The organism is Stenotrophomonas sp. GD03794, from assembly GCF_029842145.1.
Taxonomy (GTDB): Bacteria; Pseudomonadota; Gammaproteobacteria; order Xanthomonadales; family Xanthomonadaceae; genus Stenotrophomonas; species Stenotrophomonas riyadhensis.
In genome coordinates, this window is sequence record NZ_JAOCFV010000005.1 from 11,817 (window position 1) to 30,041 (window position 18,225).

Sequence of the window (18,225 nt, forward strand, 5' to 3'; positions counted from 1 at the left end):
GCAGAATTCCTTTGTTGTTCATTCCGGGTGGCCGGGGGCAGCCACCTCGGGCATGTTCATTCTTCCAGGCCGGCGTCTGCCGCCTCGAAAATCTTCAGTCGACCACGCAGGCGCAGCACGGCCTGGCCGTGGATCTGGCAGACCCGCGACTCGCTCACGCCGAGCACCGCGCCGATCTCCTTCAGGTTCAGTTCCTGCTCGTAGTAGAGCGAAAGCACCAGCTGTTCGCGCTCGGGCAGGTGGCCAATGGCCTTGCCCAGTTCGCGACCGAATTCGCCCCGCTCCAGCACCTGCTGCGGGGTCGGTCCGCCTTGGGCGACGGTGTCCAGCTCGCCCTGGTCCTCGATGCGCGATTCCAGGCTCAGCACCTGGCCGCGCGCAGCGTCTTCCATCAGTCGCAGGTACTCGGGCAGCGGCATCTCCATCGCAGCGGCCACTTCGGTGGCGCTGGCGGCGCGGCCACTGCTCTGTTCCAGGCGGCGGATGGTGGCGGCGGCATCACGAGCACGGCGGTGCACGGAACGCGGCACCCAGTCACCACGGCGGATCTCATCGATCATCGAACCGCGGATGCGGATCGAGGCGTAGGTCTCGAACGAAGCACCCTGGTCGGCGTCATAGCTGCGCGAGGCCTCGATCAGTCCCATCATGCCGGCCTGGATCAGATCGTCGACTTCGACGCTGGCAGGCAGGCGTGCGGCGAGGTGGTGGGCGATGCGCCGCACCAGGTCCGAGTGCAGGGCGATGACCTCGTTGGCTGCCGAGCGCTGCACTTCCCTGTATTGGGCTGCGCCTTTCATGCCGCCACCCCGCGCTGCTTGAGGATGCGTTCGAGGAAGAATTCAACGCCGCCACGCGGTTCGGTCGGCGCCTGCCAGCGTGCGGTGCGGCGCGCGATCTCGGTGATCGCAAGCGCGGCGGGGCTGGACGGATAGGCCTTCACCACCGGCTGCTGGCGCTGCACCGACAGGCGCAGCCAGTCATCCTGCGGCACACAGCCCAGGTAGTTCAGTGAGACATCGGCGAGGAACTTCTCGCAGACGCGGGTCAGCTTCTCGTACAGCACGCGGCCCTCGTTCGGGTCGCGCACCATGTTGGCTACCACCTGGATACGGTCCACGCCGCGCTCGCGCGACAACACCTTGATCAGCGCATACGCGTCGGTGATCGAGGCCGGCTCGTCACAGACCACCACCACGGTGTCCTGCGCGGCCTGGCAGAAGGTCAGTACGCCGTCGGTGATGCCGGCGGCGGTGTCCACCACCATGATGTCCAGTTCGCGTTCCAGCTCGGAGAACACGTTGACCAGGCCAACGTGCTCGGCCGGGGCGAGCTCGGCCATGTGGCGGCGGCCGGACGCGGCCGGGACCACCAGCACGCCGTTCGGGCCTTCGACAATGACGTCTTCCAGCGAGCAGCGGCCGGCGACCAGGTCGGCCAACGTAAAGGTGGGGTTCAGCCCCAGGATCACGTCGATGTTGGCCAAGCCGAGGTCGGCGTCCAGCAGCAGCGTGCGCTTGCCCATGCCGGCCAACGCCACGGCCAGGTTGGCCGACACGTTGGTCTTGCCCACGCCGCCCTTGCCGCCGGTCACGGCGATGGTGCGCACAGGGCCGAGCGGCTCGCTGCGGGTGGCCGACAGCGGGAAGGTCTTGGTCAGCTTGGCGTACTCACGCGACGGCATGGTTCAACTCCGGGTTGCAGGGCATATCGGCCGCTCGGCGCAAATCTTCAAGGCGAAGTACAAGATTGGCTGCACTGGCCCGGTGCAGGTCCTCCGGGACGTCCTGGCCATCGGTCACCCAGGTGATCGGCAGGGCATGGTCCACGGCCACCGACAGGGCGTTGCCGAAGCGGCCGGTCTCGTCCAGCTTGCTCAGCACCAGGCCCTGCAGGTTGGCGGCGCCGAAGCGGCGGACCACCTCGTCCATGTCGCCGAAGCTGGTGTTGGCCGGCAGCACCAGCAGGGTGCGGACCTGGCGCGCGGCGCGCAGCCACTGCAGCTGGGCGGCCAGTGCGCGGTCGCGCGGGCCCAGGCCGGCGGTGTCGATCAGCACCAGCTTGTAGTCCTTCAGGCGTTCCAGCAGCTGGTCCAGGTCGGTGCCGCTGTTGGCCTCGTGCACGGCGATGCCGAGCTGGCGGCCGTAGCCGTACAGCTGCTCGCGGGCGCCGATGCGGGTGGTGTCGGTGGTGACCAGGGCGACGTCACGCGCAGCGTGCTTCTCGGCGAAGCGCGAGGCCAGCTTGGCGATGGTGGTGGTCTTGCCGGCGCCGGTGGGGCCGACCAGTGCGATCACACCGCCTTCTTCCAGCGGGTCGACCGGGGCGATCGGCAGCTTGCGCGAGATCAGCCCCAGCATCAGGCCACGGCCACGGTGGGCTTCGGTCTCCAGCGGGATCTGCATGGCCACGTCGCGGGCGAGGCCGGCATCGAAGCCATACTCGTCCATCAGGTCCAGTGCGGTGGCGCGCACCGGGCAGCCGCGCAGGCGCTCGTCGGTGAAGCGGTTCATCTCGCGCTCGATCACCTGGCGCATGCCGGCCACTTCCTGGCGCAGCTGGCGGATCTCGGCGTCGTCCTGGGCAACCAGGGTCAGCGCCGGGGCCGGGGCCAGCATGGGGGCCGGGCTGGCTTCGCCGGCGGCTTCGACCGCTGCCGGTTCGCTGGCGGCGATCGTGGGCTGCGCTTCGGTCACGGCAGCGGTCGGCAGCGGCGGCGGCTGCACGGCCGGGGCCGCGCTTTCGTGATGCGCCTCGTGCGGTGGGTCGATCTGGAAGCGGGCGCGGTTGGCCGGCGTGGCGCTGGCGGGTTCCGCTGCGACGATGGCCTCGGCGAACGGGGCGAAGATCTGCTCCGGCAGCGCCGGTTCGTTGACGGCGGCGCGTGCCAGGGTGGCGGCGAAGCCGGTGCTGCCGCGGGTCGGTACGATCTCGTCGGCACTGTCCAGGGTGCGCCCGGTGGCGCCGACGGCGGCGCGGGCGAGGGCGGCCACCGCCGAGGTGGTGGCGGCCACCGGTTCCGGCGCCGGGGTGGTGCTGCGGCGACGGGTGACCGCGGCGATCACTGCATCGGCAGCGGTGCGCGGCTTGGGTGCCGGCGGCGGCGCCACGTCGCGGCGCGAGGCTTCCAGTGCACGCTGCACGGCGCTCTCGTCGTAGTTGGCGGCGGCGACGATCTCGATGCCTTCCTCGATCCGGCGGTTGGACAGGATCACGGCGTCAGGACCATGTTCCTTGCGCACCAGGTTCATGGCCGAGCGCATGTCGGCGGCGACGAATCGTTTGATTTTCATGCTGTGGTCACGGGACGAAGACGGCGGGGTGGCGGTCGGAGAACTCGGGTGGTCGGTGGTCTGCACGGTGCGGGTTCCCCTTGGTATCTGTCTGTTGCGTTGGTTCGAAAGTGGTGTCTGTTTTCTGGCGCTTCGGAGGGCGGCGTCAGCTGATCGTTCCGACCAGCTTCAGGCGCTTGTCCTCCGGCACCTCGCTGTAGGCCAGGACCGACAGCGACGGAACGCTGTGGCGGACCAGGCGGGCCAGCGCGGCGCGCACCGGGCCAGGTACCAGCACGACCGCGGGCTCGTTGCGGGCTTCCTGCTTGCTGACACATTCGGCCAGGCTCTGGTGCAGTCGCTCAGCGAGTCCGGGTTCCAGCGCGGCGCCGTTGCCCTGCGTGGACTCCTGCAAGACACGTTCCAATTGCGGGTTGAGGGTGAACACCGGCAGCTCCGCCGACATTCCGGCGATCTCCTGCACGATGAAGCGGCCCAGCGCGGTGCGCACGGCAGCGGTCAGCACCGCCGGGTCCTGGCTGTTCGGAGCGTGTTCGACCAGTGCTTCGGCGATCTTGCGCAGCTGGCGGATCGGAATGCGTTCGACCAGCAGGTTCTGCAACACGCGCACCACGGCCGACAGCGGCAGCGCCTTCGGCGTCAGATCTTCGACGAGCTTGGGCGCGCTCTTGGCCAGGTTGGCCAGCAGGTGCTGCACTTCCTCGTGGCCGAGCAGTTCCGGCGCGTGCTCGCGGATCAGGTGCGAAAGGTGGGTGGCGACCACGGTGGCCGGATCGACCACGGTGTAGCCGAGCGTTTCGGCCTGGGCGCGCTGGTGCGGCTGGATCCAGGTGGCATCCAGGCCGAACGCGGGGTCCTTGCCGGCGATGCCTTCCAGTGCGCCGAGCGCGCTGCCCGGGTCCAGCGCCAGCTCACGGTCGGGGTGGATCTCGGCGGTGGCTACCGGTACGCCGTGCACCAGCACGCGGTAGCCGTTGGCCGGCAGTTCCAGGTTGTCGCGGATGTGCACCGACGGGATCAGGAAACCGACGTCCTGGGTGAGCTTGCGCCGCACGCCCTTGATGCGTGCCATCAGTTCGCCGCCCTGGCTGCTGTCCACCAGCGGGATCAGCCGATAGCCGACCTCCAGGCCCAGCGGATCGACCGGGCGCAGTTCGTCCCAGCTCAGTTCGGCAGTCGGAGCCGGTGCCGCCGGGCGGCCAAGTGCGTTGAGCGCGGCAGCGTCATTGCCTGCGGCTGCCGGATCGGTGGCCGCGGCCTTGCCCTTGCGGTAGACCTTCCAGGCGATGAAGCCGAGGATCGCGGACAGCGTCAGGAAAGCGACGTTGGGCATGCCCGGCACCAGGCCGACCACGCCGATGATGCCGGCGGTGATTGCCAGCGCGCGGTACTGGCCGAACACCTGGCCGGTCATGGCCTGGGCCATGTCCTGCGAACGTGAGGCGCGGGTGACCAGCATGGCCACTGCACTGGAGACCAGCAGGGCCGGCAGCTGCGCCACCAGGCCGTCACCGATGGACAGCAGGGTGTAGGTGGCAGCGGCTTCGCCGAACGGCATGCCATGCTGCAGCACGCCCACGGCCAGGCCGCCGAGCATGTTGATGAACAGGATCAGGATGCCGGCGATGGCATCACCACGGATGAACTTGCTGGCACCGTCCATCGCACCGTAGAAGTCGGCTTCCTCGCGGACTTCCTCGCGGCGCAGCTTGGCTTCTTCGCGCGTCAGCAAACCGGCGTTGAGGTCGGCGTCGATCGCCATCTGCTTGCCGGGCATCGCGTCGAGGATGAAGCGTGCGGTCACTTCCGAGACGCGGCCGGCGCCCTTGGTGATGACCACGAAATTGATGATGGTCAGGATCGCGAACACCACGATGCCGACCGCGTAGTTGCCGCCGATCACGAATTCGCCGAACGCGGCGATGACCTTGCCCGCGGCGTCGTGGCCGTTCTGGCCGTTCAGCAGGATGACGCGGGTGGAGGCTACGTTCAGCGCCAGCCGCAGCATGGTGGTGATCAGCAGCACGATCGGGAAGATCGTGAAGTCCAGCGGGCGCTTCACGTAGACCACCGCCAGCAGCACCATCAGCGAGATGGCGATGTTGAAGGTGAACAGGGCATCGAGCACCGGCGCGGCCAGCGGCACCACGACCATGGCCAGCAGGGCCAGCACGATCAGCGGTGCGCCAAGGCCCTGGCGGATCATTTCCAGGGCGCGGCGGGTGTTGAAACCGGTGGAGGGCTGGGCGCTCACGGGCGGCCTCCCTTGCCGAATTCATCCACCTGGATGTGCGGGGCGTCCGGCATCGGGCCAGTGCGCCAGGCGCGCAGCTGGTAGACGTAGGACAGGACCTGGGCGACGGCCGAATACAGTCTCACGGGGATTTCCTTTCCGAGTTGGCCTTCCCGATACAAGGCCCGTGCCAAAGGCGGGGCGGAGACGATCGCCACCTTGTTGCCGTCGGCCACTTCACGGATGCGCAGGGCGGTCTCGTCCACGCCCAGGGCGACCACGGTGGGGGCGTTCATGGCGCCGCCCTCGTACTTCAGGGCCACCGCGTAGTGGGTGGGGTTGACCACCACCACGTCGGCGGTGGGCACCGCCTCCATCATCCGGCGGTTGGCCATCTGCTGCTGCAGCTGGCGGATGCGGCCCTTGACCTCGGGGCTGCCCTCGCTTTCCTTCATTTCCCGGCGCAGCTCTTCACGCGTCATCTTCAGCTTGCGCATCCAGTTCCAGCGCTGGTAGGGCGCATCGATGGCGGCCAGCACCAGCATCGCGCCGGCGGTGGCCAGCAGCAGGCGCAGGGTGAAGCCTAGGCCGTCGGTGATGGCGGTCTCCAGCGGGTGGTGGATCAGCCCGCGCAGGGTGTCGAAGCCGGTCCACACCACCAGCCCGGCGGCGACGCCGACGAAGGCCACGCGCAGCAGCGATTTGGTGAACTCGGCGATGGCTTCAGGGCCATACAGGCGCTTGAGCCCGCTCATCGGGTTCATGCGGTTGAAGTCGGGCATCATCGCCTTCTGCGACCAGCGCAGGCCGCCCATCACCAGCGGGGCGACGAAACTGGCCAGCAGGCAGACCAGCACCAGCGGCGCGATCACCAGCATGAACTGCAGCAGCAGGTCGCCGAAGTGGCCGAACAGTTCCTTCGGGTTCTGCCGCAGGCTCTGCTCAGGGCTGAGTGCGTGCTTCATCCAGGCGCTTGCACCACGGCCGATCGAGCCGCTCATGGCCATCACCGCCAGCACGCCGGCGCCGAACACGGCGGCCGTGCCAAGTTCGCGCGAGCGCGGCAGGTTGCCCTGTTCACGGGCGTCGCGCAGGCGTTTTTCGGTAGGTTGTTCGGTCTTTTCGCCGGCGGATTCGTTCTCGGACATCACGGGCACTGCGGCAGGGGATGCCGGGGTGCGTGCAAGAACCGTTCCGTGATGGGTTCATGTGCCAACCAAGGTTGGCACCTACCAGAGCAGGTACCGGCAGCCCCGGGGCGTGCCCGGTGGGCGCGCGGCCCGGTGTCAGCCGGGCGGGTGCTGCGTCGGCGGGCTCTGCGCCAGCTCCACCCGTGGGCGAGGCAGGTCGTGCAGCTGCATGAAGCGGGCGGCGTCGACCGGGCGGCCGAGCAGGTAGCCCTGCAGGAAGTCGCAGCCCAGGCGCTCCAGGTAGGCGCGCTGTGCGGCGGTCTCCACGCCCTCGGCCACGATGTCCATGTCGAGCGCGTGGCCCAGTGCCACGATCGCCGAGACGATCACCACATCCTCGGCGCTGTGCTCCAGATCGCGTACGAAGGCATGGTCGATCTTGATCTCGGTGGCGGGCAGCCGCTTCAGGTACAGCAGGCTGGAGTAGCCGGTGCCGAAGTCATCGATGGAGATGCCCACGCCCAGCGCCGACAGCGCCTGCAGCAGGCGCAGGCTGGCATCGGTATCGCGCATGACCGTGCTTTCGGTGATTTCCAGCACCAGGTGGCGTGGGGCAATGTCGTAGCGTTCGATCACTTCGCGCACATCCTGCAGCAGGTGCGGCGAACTGAACTGCACCGGCGACAGGTTCACCGACATCGACCAGCCCTCGTGGCCGGCATCGTGCCAGCGCCGCAGCTGCAGGCAGGCCTGGTCCAGCGCCCAGCGCCCGATGTCGTTGATCGCACCGCTGCGTTCGGCCAGCCGGATGAAGCGGTCCGGCGGGATCAGGCCATGCTCCGGATGGCGCCAGCGGATCAGCGCTTCGGCACCGGCCACTTTCTGCGTGGCTACCTGGATCTTCGGCTGGTAGTGCAGGAACAGCTGCTCGCTGCCGATGGCCCGGCGCAGGTCGGCCAGCAGCCGGAACTGTTGTTCGGCGCTGTCATTCATCCAGTCGGCGAACAGCACGAAGGCGTTGCGTCCGGATTCCTTGGCCTGGTACATCGCTGCATCGGCAAAGGCCATCAGCTGTCGCTCGCTGGCAGCGTGGTCGGGACAGATCGCCACGCCGATGCTGGCGGTCACCTGCAGTTCGTTGTCGGCCAGCAACGGACCGCTGCCGACCGCCTGAAGGATGCGCCGGGCCAGGGTCGGCAGGTCCTCATCGTGCTCGATGCGTACCACCAATACGAATTCGTCACCGCCCAGACGGGCCAGCATGTCGTTGGGTCGAAGCAGCTGGCGCGTGCGTTCGGCCACTGCCACCAGCAGTGCATCACCGGCCTGGTGGCCATAGGCATCGTTGACCTGCTTGAAGCCATCCAGGTCCATGAACATCACCGCGAAGCGGCTGCCGCCCTGTTCGGCCTCGGCCAGCGCCTGCACGATGCGACGCTGCAGCAGCAGGCGGTTGGGCAGGCGGGTAAGCGGATCGTGCAGTGCGGCCTGGGTCAGTTCCTGCTGTGCGTCGGTCAATGAGGTACTCAACAGGGAATTGCGCAGGCGCAGCAACTGCGCCTCCACCCGCTGGTCCAGCCAGGAGACCACCAGCACCACGGCCAGGATGGCGACGGTCAGCACCACCACCAGCATGGCCAGCCATTCGCTCTGCAGCCCATCGCCGACGGCTGCGCCGCAGATGCTGCCTTCCGGAAAGCGCGCGGCGGCCATGCCGGTGTAGTGCATGCCAACGATGGCCAGGCCGAGCAGGCCCGCCGCCGCCAGACGATCACCGATGCGGGTGCGCTGCGCGCGCAGGCGGAACGCCACGTACAGCGCAGTCCAGGAGGCGGCCACCGCCACCATCAGCGAGAACAACAGCCAGCCCGGGTCGTAGTCGATGCCTGGCTGCATGCGCATCGCCGCCATGCCGACGTAATGCATGCCGGCGATGCCGGTGCCCATCAGCAGGGCGCCGCCGGCCAGCCGCGGGTGGGGCAGGGTGCGTAGCGAGACCAGCCACAGCGCGAACACCGATGAGGCGATGGCAAGCGCAAGCGAGAGCAGGGTGATGGGAAGGTCGTAGCCCAATGGAATGGGCAGGTCGAAGGCGAGCATGCCGATGAAGTGCATCGACCAGATGCCCAGGCCCATGGCGAAGCCACCACCGAGGCGCCACCACCAAGCCGCGCCCTTGCCGGGTGCAGTGACCGTGCGCCCGGCCATGGCCAGCGCGGTGTACGAAGCCATCACGGCAACCAGCAGCGAGATCGCCACCAGCCACGGGTTGTACGTGCCTACCAGCATTCGTCAGTCTCCCGGACCTGCCTGTCGACGGAAACCACGGTGGGGCATGCATGAGGCAGGCCGACGCAGGGCGGCGGCCACGTGCGGCATCCCCCCGGTTGCCGCGCATTCACTCTAACGCGCAGACCCGGGGGAAGGGCAAGCAGCAAAGCGTGAAATTGCGCCCCCTGTAGAGCCGGGCCCATGCTCGGCTAGTGTTCCGGCCAATGGCAGCCGAGCATGGGTTCGGCTACAGAAACGAATGCATGGCAAGCGGCAATGCGTGATGACAGGGTCAGTGTGTGACCGCGTCTGCAGCCTGGAAGGCGGCATCGAACAGGCGCTGTACCGGCGGGCCCATTTCCCCGGCCAGCAGCGCCAGCAGGAACAGGCCCAGCAGCAGCGAGACCGGCAGGCCGAGCTGGATCGGGTTCAGCGCCGGGGCGGCACGGGCCAGGACGCCGAACGCCAGATTCACCGCCAGCATTGCCACGGTCAGCGGGATCGCCAGGGTCAGTGCGCCGCGCAGCACGGTCAGCAGGAAGGTCGGGGCGATGCTGAAGAAGGCGTGCGGGTCCGGCAGCGGGGCGCCGATCGGCAGCGCCCGGTAGCTGTCCACCACCAGCGAGATCAGCGCCAGGTGCCCGTTGGCGGTGAAGAACAGCAGGCCGAACAGCAGATAGAACCACTGGCCGATCACGCCGGAGGTGCCGCCACGCAGTGGGTCACTCATCTGCGCGAAGGCCAGGCCGGTGCCCTGGGCGATCAGTTCACCGGCCATCGCGCCGGCTTCGAACACCAGTCGCAGCAGGAAGCCGATGGCCACGCCGATGGCCAGTTCACGGGCGATGGTCAGCACGGTGGCGGCATCGAAACCGGTCCAGTCCGGAACCGGCGGCAGCAGCGGCGCCAGCGCGATGGCCAGGGTCCCAGCCAGCACCACGCGCACCCGCGCGGGAACGGCACGGGTACCGACCATCGGCATGGCCATGGCCACTGCGCCGATGCGCAGCATGGTCCATAGCACGGTGCCGATCATGCCGAAGGCCTGCAGGCCGTCGGCAGCCATCTGGGTGGCGGCGTCCATCGAGGCGCGTGTCCTAGCCGATCAGGTGCGGGATGCGCTGGAACAGCAGCGTGGTGAATTCAACCAGGTGGCCGATCAGCAGGCTGCCCAGCGCGAACAGCACCGCGGTCAGCGCCGCTGCCTTGGCGACGAAGGCGATGGTCGGTTCGTTCAGCTGGGTCGCAGCCTGTACGACACCGACCACCACGCCGACCACCAGCACGGTGAGCAGCAGTGGGCCGGCCACCCACAACACAGTAATCAGGCCGCCACGCAGTTCGGTCAGGGCAAGTTCGGGAGTCATTCGGGTTCCATCTGCTTATGTAGCGTCGAGCGATACTCGACTGCGCTTTGCGGGGGATATCAGGCCGGATTGAAGCTCGCCGCCAACGTGCCCACGGTCAGCACCCAGCCATCCACCAGCACGAACAGCAGGATCTTGAACGGTGCCGACACCAGCATCGGCGACAGCATCATCATGCCCATCGACATCAGCACGCTGGCCACCACCAGGTCGATGATCACGAACGGGATGAAGATCAGGAAGCCGATCTCGAAGGCGGTCTTCAGCTCGCTGGTGACGAACGAGGCGACCAGCACCGGGAATGGGATCGCATCGGGGCTGGCGTAGGTGCCATGCCCGGCGATGCCGGCAAAGGTCATCAGGTCGGTCTCGCGGATCTGCGCCAGCATGAAGCCGCGCAGCGGCGTGGTGGTCAGCGTCCAGGCGGTCTGGAAGTCGATCTCGCCGTTGAGGTACGGCGCCATGCCGGTGCTCCAGGCCTTGTCCCAGGTCGGCATCATCACCATCGCGGTGAGGAACAGGGCCAGGCCCAGCAGCACCTGGTTGGACGGCGTCTGCCCGGTACCCAGCGCCTGGCGCAGCAGGCCCAGCACGATGATGATGCGGGTGAACGAGGTCAGCACCAGCAGCATCGACGGGATCAGGGTGATCGCCGTCATCAGCAGCAGGGTCTGCAGCGGCAGGCTGACCGGCGCACCACCGATCTTGCCGACGTTGATGTCCGGCAGCGGGGTGGTCGGCGCGCCGGGTGCGGCGAATGCCAGCGCCGGCAACAGGCACAGGGCGAACATCAGCAGCCACGGCATCAGGGTGGCAAGACGGGTACGGGTGACACGCATGTCAGGGGTCCTTGCGCAGCCGCTGTTGAAGCAGCTGGGCGAAATTCGGAAGATTCTTGAAGTCCGGCACGCGCACCGGCGCGGGCGGCGGCAGCGGTTCGGGCAGGGTGTGCAGGGTGTTGATGCCGCCAGCGGTGACGCCCAGCAGCAGCTGCTGGCCATTGACCTCGACCACCACCACGCGCTCCTTGGCACCGACACTCAGGCTGGCGACCACCTTCATGCCTTCGGCCGGGCGGAAGCCGCTGCCGGGCAGGCGCTTGAGCAGCCAGCCGAGGCCGATGACCAGCGCCAGCACTGCCAGCAACGCCAGCACCGCACCGAACAGGCTCGGTGCGGCGGCTGCGTGCTGGCCGATCTGCGGGCCGACCGGAGCGGCGGTCTTGCCGACCGCCAGCAGGGTGGAGGCCAGCAGGCTCAACGCAGTCTCCGGATCCGCTCGCTCGGGCTGACCACGTCGGTCAGGCGCACGCCGAAGCGGTCGTTGATCACCACCACCTCGCCGTGGGCGATCAGGGTGCCGTTGACGAAGACATCCAGCGATTCGCCGGCGCCGCGTTCCAGTTCCACCACCGAGCCCTGGTTGAGCTGCAGCAGGTTGCGGATCGGCAGGCGGGCGCGACCGACTTCCAGTGACAGGGTCACCGGCACGTCAAGGATCACGTCCAGGTTCAGGTCCGGACCGTTCGCCTCATCGGCCTGCAGGCTGCTGAACTGGGCCGGGGTGGGTTCGAGGGCGTCGATATCGTTCATTGCGGGTCTTCCTGGATGACGGGTACGCGCGGGCGGGTGCCCGGCGGATGGGTAGCAGTGATCTTCACGGCGTTCATGCCGTTGGCGATGCCGAACTCGCCGGTGAACACCGGGATGTTCTCCACGCACAGCGGCACCTGCGGGCTGAGCTCGATCGGCAGGATGTCGCCGACCTTCAGCTGGGTCAGGTCACGCAGCGTCATGCGCTTGCTGGCCAGCACGCTGGACAGGGTCACCTCGGCGATGTTGAGCTGTTCGCGCAGGGTCTGGCCCCAGCTCTCGTCGCGATCATTGCGGTCGCTCTGGATGCCGGCGTCGAGCAGTTCGCGGATCGGCTCCAGCATCGAGTACGGCAGGGTCACGTGGATGTCGCCGCCACCGCCGTCGAGCTCGACGTGCAGGCGGCACACCACCACGTACTCGCGCGGCGTCACGATGTTGGCGAAGTGCGGGTTGATCTCCGAGTTGATGTACTCGAAGTCGACGTCCATCACCGGTGCCCAGGCCTCGCGCAGGTCGGCGAAGGTCTGCTTCAGCAGCAGGTGGATCACCCGCATTTCGGTGGCGGTGAACTCGCGGCCTTCGATACGGGTCGGGTAGCGCCCATCGCCGCCGAAGAAATTGTCGACGATGGCGAACACCAGGGTCGGCTCGAACACGATCAGGCCGGTACCGCGCAGCGGCTTGAAGCGGATCAGGTTCAGGTTGGTCGGCACATACAGCGAGTGCATGTAGTCGTTGAACTTGATCAGTTCGATGCCACGCACAGACAGTTCCGCCGAACGGCGGATCAGGTTGAACAGGCCGATCCGCCACAGGCGCGCGAAGCGCTCGTGGACCATTTCCAGGGTCGGCATGCGACCGCGGATGATGCGGTCCTGGCTGGCGAAGTCGTAGGAACGCGCCTCGCCTGACGGCGGTTCCGGATCGGTTTCGACCGCGCCACTGTCCACGCCGTGGAGCAGGGCATCGATCTCATCCTGGGACAGCAGGTCATTCATCGGTGGGCCCTTACTGGGTCACGAAGCTGGTGAACAGCAGATCGTCGGCGCCGTTGCTGCCGGTCTCGGCCTTGAGCACTTTCTGCACTTCGGCCAGCGAAGCGGCCTGCAGCTTCTGCTTGCCGGCGATGTCGGCGATCTGGTCGGGGCTAACCTGCGAGAACAGCATCAGCAGGCGTGCGCGGATGGCCGGGGCATGCGTCTTGATCGCTTCCAGTGCGGCCGGGTCGCGGGTCATCAGCTGCACTTCCAGCTGCAGGTAGCGCGGGCCGTCGACCGGGCCGTTGAGATTGACCACGAAGGCCGGGTCCAGCGCGAAGTACTGGGCCGGTGCCGGGGTCGTGGTCTTCTTCGGGGCCTGCGCGGCCTTGTCTTCGTGCTTGGACTGGGTGAAGAACCAGACGCCGCCACCGGCGGCAGCGGCGGCCAGCACGGCCACCAATGCGGTGATCAGGATCGGACTACGCGGCTTGGCGGTCTTGTCCTTCTCGGCGGTCTTCTTGGTTTTGTCAGCGGCTGCGGCCACGAGGTGAAGCTCCTGAGGGTTGCTTCACCGGGATATGCAAGGGGTGTGCCGGAGCCGGGGCAGAGGGGGGCGACGGAATTCCGTCGGGGTGCCGGTGGGGCCGTGCGGAGCAAGCTCCGCACCCACCAACGCGATACGGGTAGGTGCCAACCGTCCCGCTCTGGTGGGTGCCAACCTTGGTTGGCACGTCTGTCAGGCGTACGCGTCCAGCAGCCCGCGCTGGCGGATCAACTGAGTGGACGACACGCTGGTGTCACCCGGCGACGGTTCTCCGTCACCCGCGATGCCGCCACGACCGGCCTGGCCCGACGCATTGCCGTCACCACCGGGGCCCTGGTGGCCAACATCGGCGTGGGCCAGCTGGAAACCCTGTTCGCCCAGCAGTTCACGCAGGCGTGGCAGGCTGCTTTCCAATGCCTGGCGCACCTCCACGTGCGGACTGCTGAAGCTGGCGTGCACCTTGTCGCCGTTCAACTGCAGGCGAACATCCACCGGGCCCATGTCATCCGGACTCAGCCGGATGTGGGCGTGGCCGATCTTCTGGTCGGCCAGCCAGCCCAGGCGCGCACCTATGGCCTGGTCGAAACCATCGTCACCGAGCACCGGCTTCGGCGTCGGCTCGCCATTGAAGATGGCATTGCCGGTGGCCAGCGCGGCCTTCAGATCCTGCACGGCCGCGTTGCCCGGCGCATGCAGCAGCGGCGCCATGGCGCGGTCGCCGATGAGGGATGCGTCGCTGCCTTCGCCACGCTCGCTGCGCTTGCCGGGCAGCACCATCTCAGGCAACGGCAGCGTGGCCGCCTGGTCAGTGGCGCTGCTGGCGGTGGACGATGTGGCAGCCGCCGCTATGGACGGCAGGGCCGCTGCGACCGGCGCTGCAGCGGGCGCGGGCAGGGCGTTGCCGCCTGCGTCGCTGGCCGTCACTGCCGCGGCTGGCAGAGCGCTGGCAGGATCGGCAGGCGCCAGTACCGCCAGCACCAGCCCGGCCAGGCCGAGTGGCGGCCACGGGGCTTCCTCGGTCGCCGCCGGGGTGTCCTTTCCGGCAACCGGCTTGGCCGGTGCTGCGGGCACCGTGGCGGCGGGCTCGTCGGGGGCGGCAGCGCTGTCCGGCCTGCGATCGGCGCCGGCCTGGCCGTTGCTGTCGGACGCTGGACTCTGCGTGGACGGCGTCGGCGTACTCGACGGCTTGGCAGGCGCATCGGCGCCCGTGGCGCCCCCCTGCAGCAGCTGGCTGAACTCTTTGCTGCCGTCACCGCGTGGCGCGCGCGTTGCGCTGCTGCCGGAATTCTGTGGCTGCGCGTTGGCACTGCCGGCCAATGGGGTGGGCATCACGAGCGGCCTCCCTGCTCGGTGCCGTCCTGGTCTTCGGCCTGCACCAGTCGTGCGCGACGCGCGCCAATGTCATCCATCTCGCGCTGGTCACGGCGGTCGGTCACCACCTTTTCCTGTGCGCGGTAGCTGGCAGCCAGCTGTTCCAGCACGGCCTTGTCACGGCTGGCCAGGATCAGCCGCGCGCGCTCGGCTTCCACTTTTTCGCGGTTGCCATCCACGGTGCGCTGCTGCTGCTCCACCGCGCTGTCGAGGCGGTCGAGGAAGGCACGCCGGTTCAGCAGCTGCGCCGGACTGGTCGCCGCCATCTGGGCGTTGGCGTACTCCTCGGCGTAGCGGCGCAGTTCGTCCAGTCGCGATAGATGGGTGTCGAGCACGCGCTGGCGTTCGGCAAGGTCACGGGCAACCGCGTCCTCGTGTTCCTGGGCCCGCTTGAGCAGGGGATCGATGCGCTTGGACTGGTTCATGGCTTAACTCTCTTGTTCCACCAGGCGCTGCAGTGCCGCCTGGCTGTGCGGGAGATCTGCGGCCTTGGCAACGTCCTGGCCGAGGAACTCCATGATTTCCGGCCAGCGTTCCAGGGCTTCGTCGGTGGCCGCGTCGTTGCCACGCTGGTAGGCACCGATGGCGATCAGGTCGCGGTTGGCCGAGTAGGCCGAGACCAGCCGCTTCAGCTTGCGGATGCGCAGGCGCCACGGTTCGTCGGCGATTTCCGTGACCACGCGGCTGACCGACGATTCGACGTCGATGGCCGGGTACAGGCCACTGTCGGCCACGCGCCGCGACAGCAGGATATGGCCGTCGAGGATCGCGCGCGCCGCATCGGCGATCGGGTCCTGCGGATCATCGCCTTCGGTCAGCACCGTGTAGAACGCGGTGATCGAGCCACGGCCCTTGGCACCATTGCCGGCACGCTCGACCAGCGCCGGCAGCTTGGCGAACACCGACGGCGGATAGCCGCGGGTGGTCGGCGGTTCGCCCACCGACAGGCCGATCTCGCGCTGGGCCTGGGCGAAGCGGGTCAGCGAGTCCATCAGCAACAGCACGTTCAGGCCCTGGTCGCGGAACCATTCGGCGATGGCGGTAGCGCGATAGGCACCATGCAGGCGCGCCAGCGGCGGCCGGTCGGCGGGACTGGCCACCACCACGGCGCGGCGCAGGCCTTCCTCGCCCAGCGTGGTCTCGACGAAGTCGCGTACTTCGCGGCCACGTTCACCGATCAGGCCGACCACGATCACGTCGGCGGCGGTATAGCGGGTCATCATGCCCAGCAGCGTCGACTTGCCGACGCCGGAACCGGCGAACAGGCCGACACGCTGGCCGCGGCCGATCGGCAGCAGCGCGTTGATCGCGCGCACGCCCACGTCCAGCGGCTGGGTGATCGGTTCACGCGCCAGCGGATTGATCGACACGCCGGCCATGCCGACGTGGCCTTCGGCGCGGATCGGGCCCTTGCCATCCAGCGGCACGCCGTCGCTGTCGATGACGCGGCCGAGCAGGCCTTCGCCCACTTCCACGCCACCGCGGCGCGCCGATGGCACCACCCGTGCATTGGGCAACAGGCCATGCAGCTCTGCGCTGGGCATCAGGTAGGTGCGCTCGCCGGCGAAGCCGACCACTTCGGCATCGACCCAGCCACCATCAACCACTTCCACCTTGCAGCTGGCGCCGAGGGGCGCCTCGCAGCCGACGGCTTCCAGGGTCAGGCCGACCGCGCGGCGCAGTACGCCTTCGCGGATCAGGCCGCGGCCATGGGCGGTATCCACACGCAGGCCATCGAGGCGACGGGCCAGGCGCAGGTTGCGGGCCATGGCCCAGTCGGCCGGTGGCGGCGTCGGCTGCGGATCGGGGGTCATGCATTGGCTCCGGTCTGGCGGATCACCGCGTCCAGCGCGCCTCGCAGGCGGGCTTCCAACGTGCCGTCGATGCGCACTGCTTCGGCGTGCACGCGAAGATCGCCGCGGCTCAGGCTGGTATCGGGCACCAGGCGCTGTTGCGGCGGCAGGCTCAACAGCGGGGCGAGGGCGGCGATGTCGTCCGGGTGCAGTCGCACTTCGACCTCGCGGGTGCTGCCACCCACCGCGTCAATCGCTTCACCGACCAGCTGCGCCAGTAGTGCCGGGTCAGCTTCATAGGCGCGGCCGACCAGCGCGCCAGCGATGCGTACCGCCAGCTCGCCCAGTGCGCCGACCACTTCGTTCTCCAGCCGCACCAGCGGCCGGCTGAAGTTGTCGAGGATGCCTTCGATCTGCGCGGCGAGGCGACGCACTTCGGCCTGGCCCTGGCCGTAGCCTTCGGCATGGCCGTGCTGGAAGCCTTCCTTCTCGGCGCTGTCCTGGATCGCCTGGATCTCCTCCAGGGTCGGTAGTTGCAGCGGCGGTTCGGGTTCGTGTTCCGGGTCCGGCTCGGTGAGCTCGAACGCATCCTCCTGCTCCAGCGCCGGTTCGGGCTGGGCCAGCAGGTCCGGGGCGAGCCAGCGCACGACGTTGCTCACAGCATGGCCTCCGCGCTGCCACCAATGGTGACGGTGCCTTCATCGGCCATGCGCTTGACGATGGCCAGGATCTCGCGCTGCGCGCCTTCCACGTCGGACAAGCGCACCGGGCCGCGGGCTTCCATGTCTTCCAGCAGGATTTCCGCCGCGCGCTGCGACATGTTGCGGGTGATCTTGTCGCGCACCTTGATGTCAGCACCGCGCAGGGCCAGGCCCAGGCGCTCGCCGCTCACTTCACGCAGCACCAGCTGCATTTCGCGGTCGTCGAGGTCGACCAGGTCGTCGAACACGAACATCAGGTCCTGGATGCGGTTGCTCAACGGCGCATCGATGCGCGCGATTTCGCCCAGGATCGCCTGGTCCTGGCCGCTGTCCATGAAGTTCAGGATGTTGGCCGCGCACTGCACGCCGCCAATGTTGGACGACTTCAGGTTCTGGTTGCCGGCGAACTGGCGCTCCATGATCTCGTTGAGTTCATTCAGCGCATTCGGCGGAATGCCGTCGAGGGTGGCGATGCGCAGCAGCACGTCCACGCGGGTACGGTCCGGCAACAGTTTCAGCGCGTCGGCGGCCTGGTCGGTTTCCAGGTGCGCCATCACGATGGCGATGATCTGCGGGTGCTCGTTGCGCACCAGATCGGCCACCGCACGCGGGTCCATCCACTTCAGTGCGTCCAGGCCGGTGGTGTTGCGGCCGAGCAGGATGCGGTCGATCAGGTTGCCGGCCTTCTCGCTGCCCAGCGCCTGCACCAGCATGTTGCGGATGTAGTCGTCGGAGCCCACGCCCAGCGAGGTCTTCGAGCCCAGTTCCTGGCCGAACTGGTCCATCACCCGTTCCACCTGTTCGCGGGTGATGTCGGTCATGGTGGCCATGGCGATGCCGATCTTCTGCACTTCCTTGGGTTCCATGTGGCGCAGCACTTCGGCTGCGTCCAGCTCACCCAGGGACAGCAGCAGCACAGCCGCGCGCTGCACACCGGTCAGTGGCGC

At 68.2% G+C, this 18,225-nt stretch carries 18 protein-coding genes; all 18 read right to left on the reverse strand.

The features are described 5' to 3' along the window. Positions 1–56: 56 nt before the first annotated feature. The 18 genes from N5D91_RS04240 to fliG all read right to left on the reverse strand — a co-directional run bounded on the left by N5D91_RS04240 (position 57) and on the right by fliG (position 18,219). The gene (locus tag N5D91_RS04240; RefSeq protein ID WP_110712211.1) at positions 57–800 is read right to left on the reverse strand and encodes an RNA polymerase sigma factor FliA; all 744 of its coding nucleotides are present in this window, start codon (positions 798–800) and stop codon (positions 57–59) included. After that, positions 797–1,684 carry a MinD/ParA family protein gene (locus N5D91_RS04245; protein ID WP_008267550.1) on the reverse strand — a complete coding sequence of 296 codons (888 nt, stop codon included), beginning with the start codon at positions 1,682–1,684 and terminating at the stop codon, positions 797–799. Before N5D91_RS04245 ends, N5D91_RS04240 begins: the two co-directional genes overlap by 4 nt. After that, entirely contained in the window at positions 1,671–3,293 is a 1,623-nt protein-coding gene (gene flhF, locus N5D91_RS04250) for a flagellar biosynthesis protein FlhF (protein ID WP_180855433.1), read from the reverse strand. The genes N5D91_RS04245 and flhF overlap by 14 nt, the downstream gene beginning before the upstream one ends. A gap of 145 nt (positions 3,294–3,438) precedes the next feature. Then, complete coding sequence (flhA, locus tag N5D91_RS04255; RefSeq protein ID WP_180855435.1) at positions 3,439–5,499, reverse strand: flagellar biosynthesis protein FlhA; 2,061 nt, start codon at positions 5,497–5,499, stop codon at positions 3,439–3,441. A gap of 44 nt (positions 5,500–5,543) precedes the next feature. Next, positions 5,544–6,674 (reverse strand): flagellar biosynthesis protein FlhB, encoded by a 1,131-nt coding sequence (flhB, locus tag N5D91_RS04260; protein ID WP_110712214.1) that lies wholly within the window; start codon positions 6,672–6,674, stop codon positions 5,544–5,546. 138 nt (positions 6,675–6,812) lie between these two features. Then, positions 6,813–8,945, reverse strand: a complete 2,133-nt coding sequence (locus N5D91_RS04265; protein WP_164162380.1) for a bifunctional diguanylate cyclase/phosphodiesterase — start codon at positions 8,943–8,945, stop codon at positions 6,813–6,815. A 274-nt stretch (positions 8,946–9,219) separates the two neighbouring features. Next, on the reverse strand, positions 9,220–10,011 hold the full coding sequence (gene fliR / locus N5D91_RS04270) for a flagellar biosynthetic protein FliR (RefSeq protein ID WP_094001353.1): 792 nt from the start codon (positions 10,009–10,011) through the stop codon (positions 9,220–9,222). A gap of 13 nt (positions 10,012–10,024) precedes the next feature. Then, the gene (locus tag N5D91_RS04275) at positions 10,025–10,294 is read right to left on the reverse strand and encodes a flagellar biosynthetic protein FliQ (RefSeq protein WP_012510965.1); all 270 of its coding nucleotides are present in this window, start codon (positions 10,292–10,294) and stop codon (positions 10,025–10,027) included. 59 nt (positions 10,295–10,353) lie between these two features. Next, positions 10,354–11,133: a flagellar type III secretion system pore protein FliP gene (fliP, locus tag N5D91_RS04280; protein ID WP_180855432.1), complete on the reverse strand. Its 780-nt coding sequence runs from the start codon at positions 11,131–11,133 to the stop codon at positions 10,354–10,356. A 1-nt stretch (position 11,134) separates the two neighbouring features. Continuing rightward, a complete protein-coding gene (fliO, locus tag N5D91_RS04285) occupies positions 11,135–11,554 on the reverse strand; it encodes a flagellar biosynthetic protein FliO (RefSeq protein ID WP_110712217.1) in 420 nt (139 codons plus the stop codon). Then, positions 11,551–11,886 (reverse strand): flagellar motor switch protein FliN, encoded by a 336-nt coding sequence (fliN, locus tag N5D91_RS04290; protein WP_005409543.1) that lies wholly within the window; start codon positions 11,884–11,886, stop codon positions 11,551–11,553. Before fliN ends, fliO begins: the two co-directional genes overlap by 4 nt. Further along, positions 11,883–12,887: a flagellar motor switch protein FliM gene (fliM, locus tag N5D91_RS04295; protein ID WP_049431106.1), complete on the reverse strand. Its 1,005-nt coding sequence runs from the start codon at positions 12,885–12,887 to the stop codon at positions 11,883–11,885. The genes fliN and fliM overlap by 4 nt, the downstream gene beginning before the upstream one ends. A 10-nt stretch (positions 12,888–12,897) precedes the next feature. Continuing rightward, positions 12,898–13,413 carry a flagellar basal body-associated FliL family protein gene (locus N5D91_RS04300; protein WP_164162381.1) on the reverse strand — a complete coding sequence of 172 codons (516 nt, stop codon included), beginning with the start codon at positions 13,411–13,413 and terminating at the stop codon, positions 12,898–12,900. Between the two features lie 192 nt (positions 13,414–13,605). Continuing rightward, the gene (locus tag N5D91_RS04305; RefSeq protein ID WP_180855431.1) at positions 13,606–14,742 is read right to left on the reverse strand and encodes a flagellar hook-length control protein FliK; all 1,137 of its coding nucleotides are present in this window, start codon (positions 14,740–14,742) and stop codon (positions 13,606–13,608) included. Continuing rightward, on the reverse strand, positions 14,742–15,209 hold the full coding sequence (gene fliJ, locus N5D91_RS04310) for a flagellar export protein FliJ (RefSeq protein ID WP_110712220.1): 468 nt from the start codon (positions 15,207–15,209) through the stop codon (positions 14,742–14,744). The genes N5D91_RS04305 and fliJ overlap by 1 nt, the downstream gene beginning before the upstream one ends. A gap of 3 nt (positions 15,210–15,212) precedes the next feature. Then, positions 15,213–16,598 (reverse strand): FliI/YscN family ATPase, encoded by a 1,386-nt coding sequence (locus tag N5D91_RS04315; protein ID WP_088435729.1) that lies wholly within the window; start codon positions 16,596–16,598, stop codon positions 15,213–15,215. Further along, positions 16,595–17,236: a FliH/SctL family protein gene (locus N5D91_RS04320; RefSeq protein WP_110712221.1), complete on the reverse strand. Its 642-nt coding sequence runs from the start codon at positions 17,234–17,236 to the stop codon at positions 16,595–16,597. Before N5D91_RS04320 ends, N5D91_RS04315 begins: the two co-directional genes overlap by 4 nt. Then, positions 17,233–18,219: a flagellar motor switch protein FliG gene (gene fliG, locus N5D91_RS04325; RefSeq protein ID WP_024958226.1), complete on the reverse strand. Its 987-nt coding sequence runs from the start codon at positions 18,217–18,219 to the stop codon at positions 17,233–17,235. The genes N5D91_RS04320 and fliG overlap by 4 nt, the downstream gene beginning before the upstream one ends. Between the last annotated feature and the right edge of the window lie 6 nt (positions 18,220–18,225).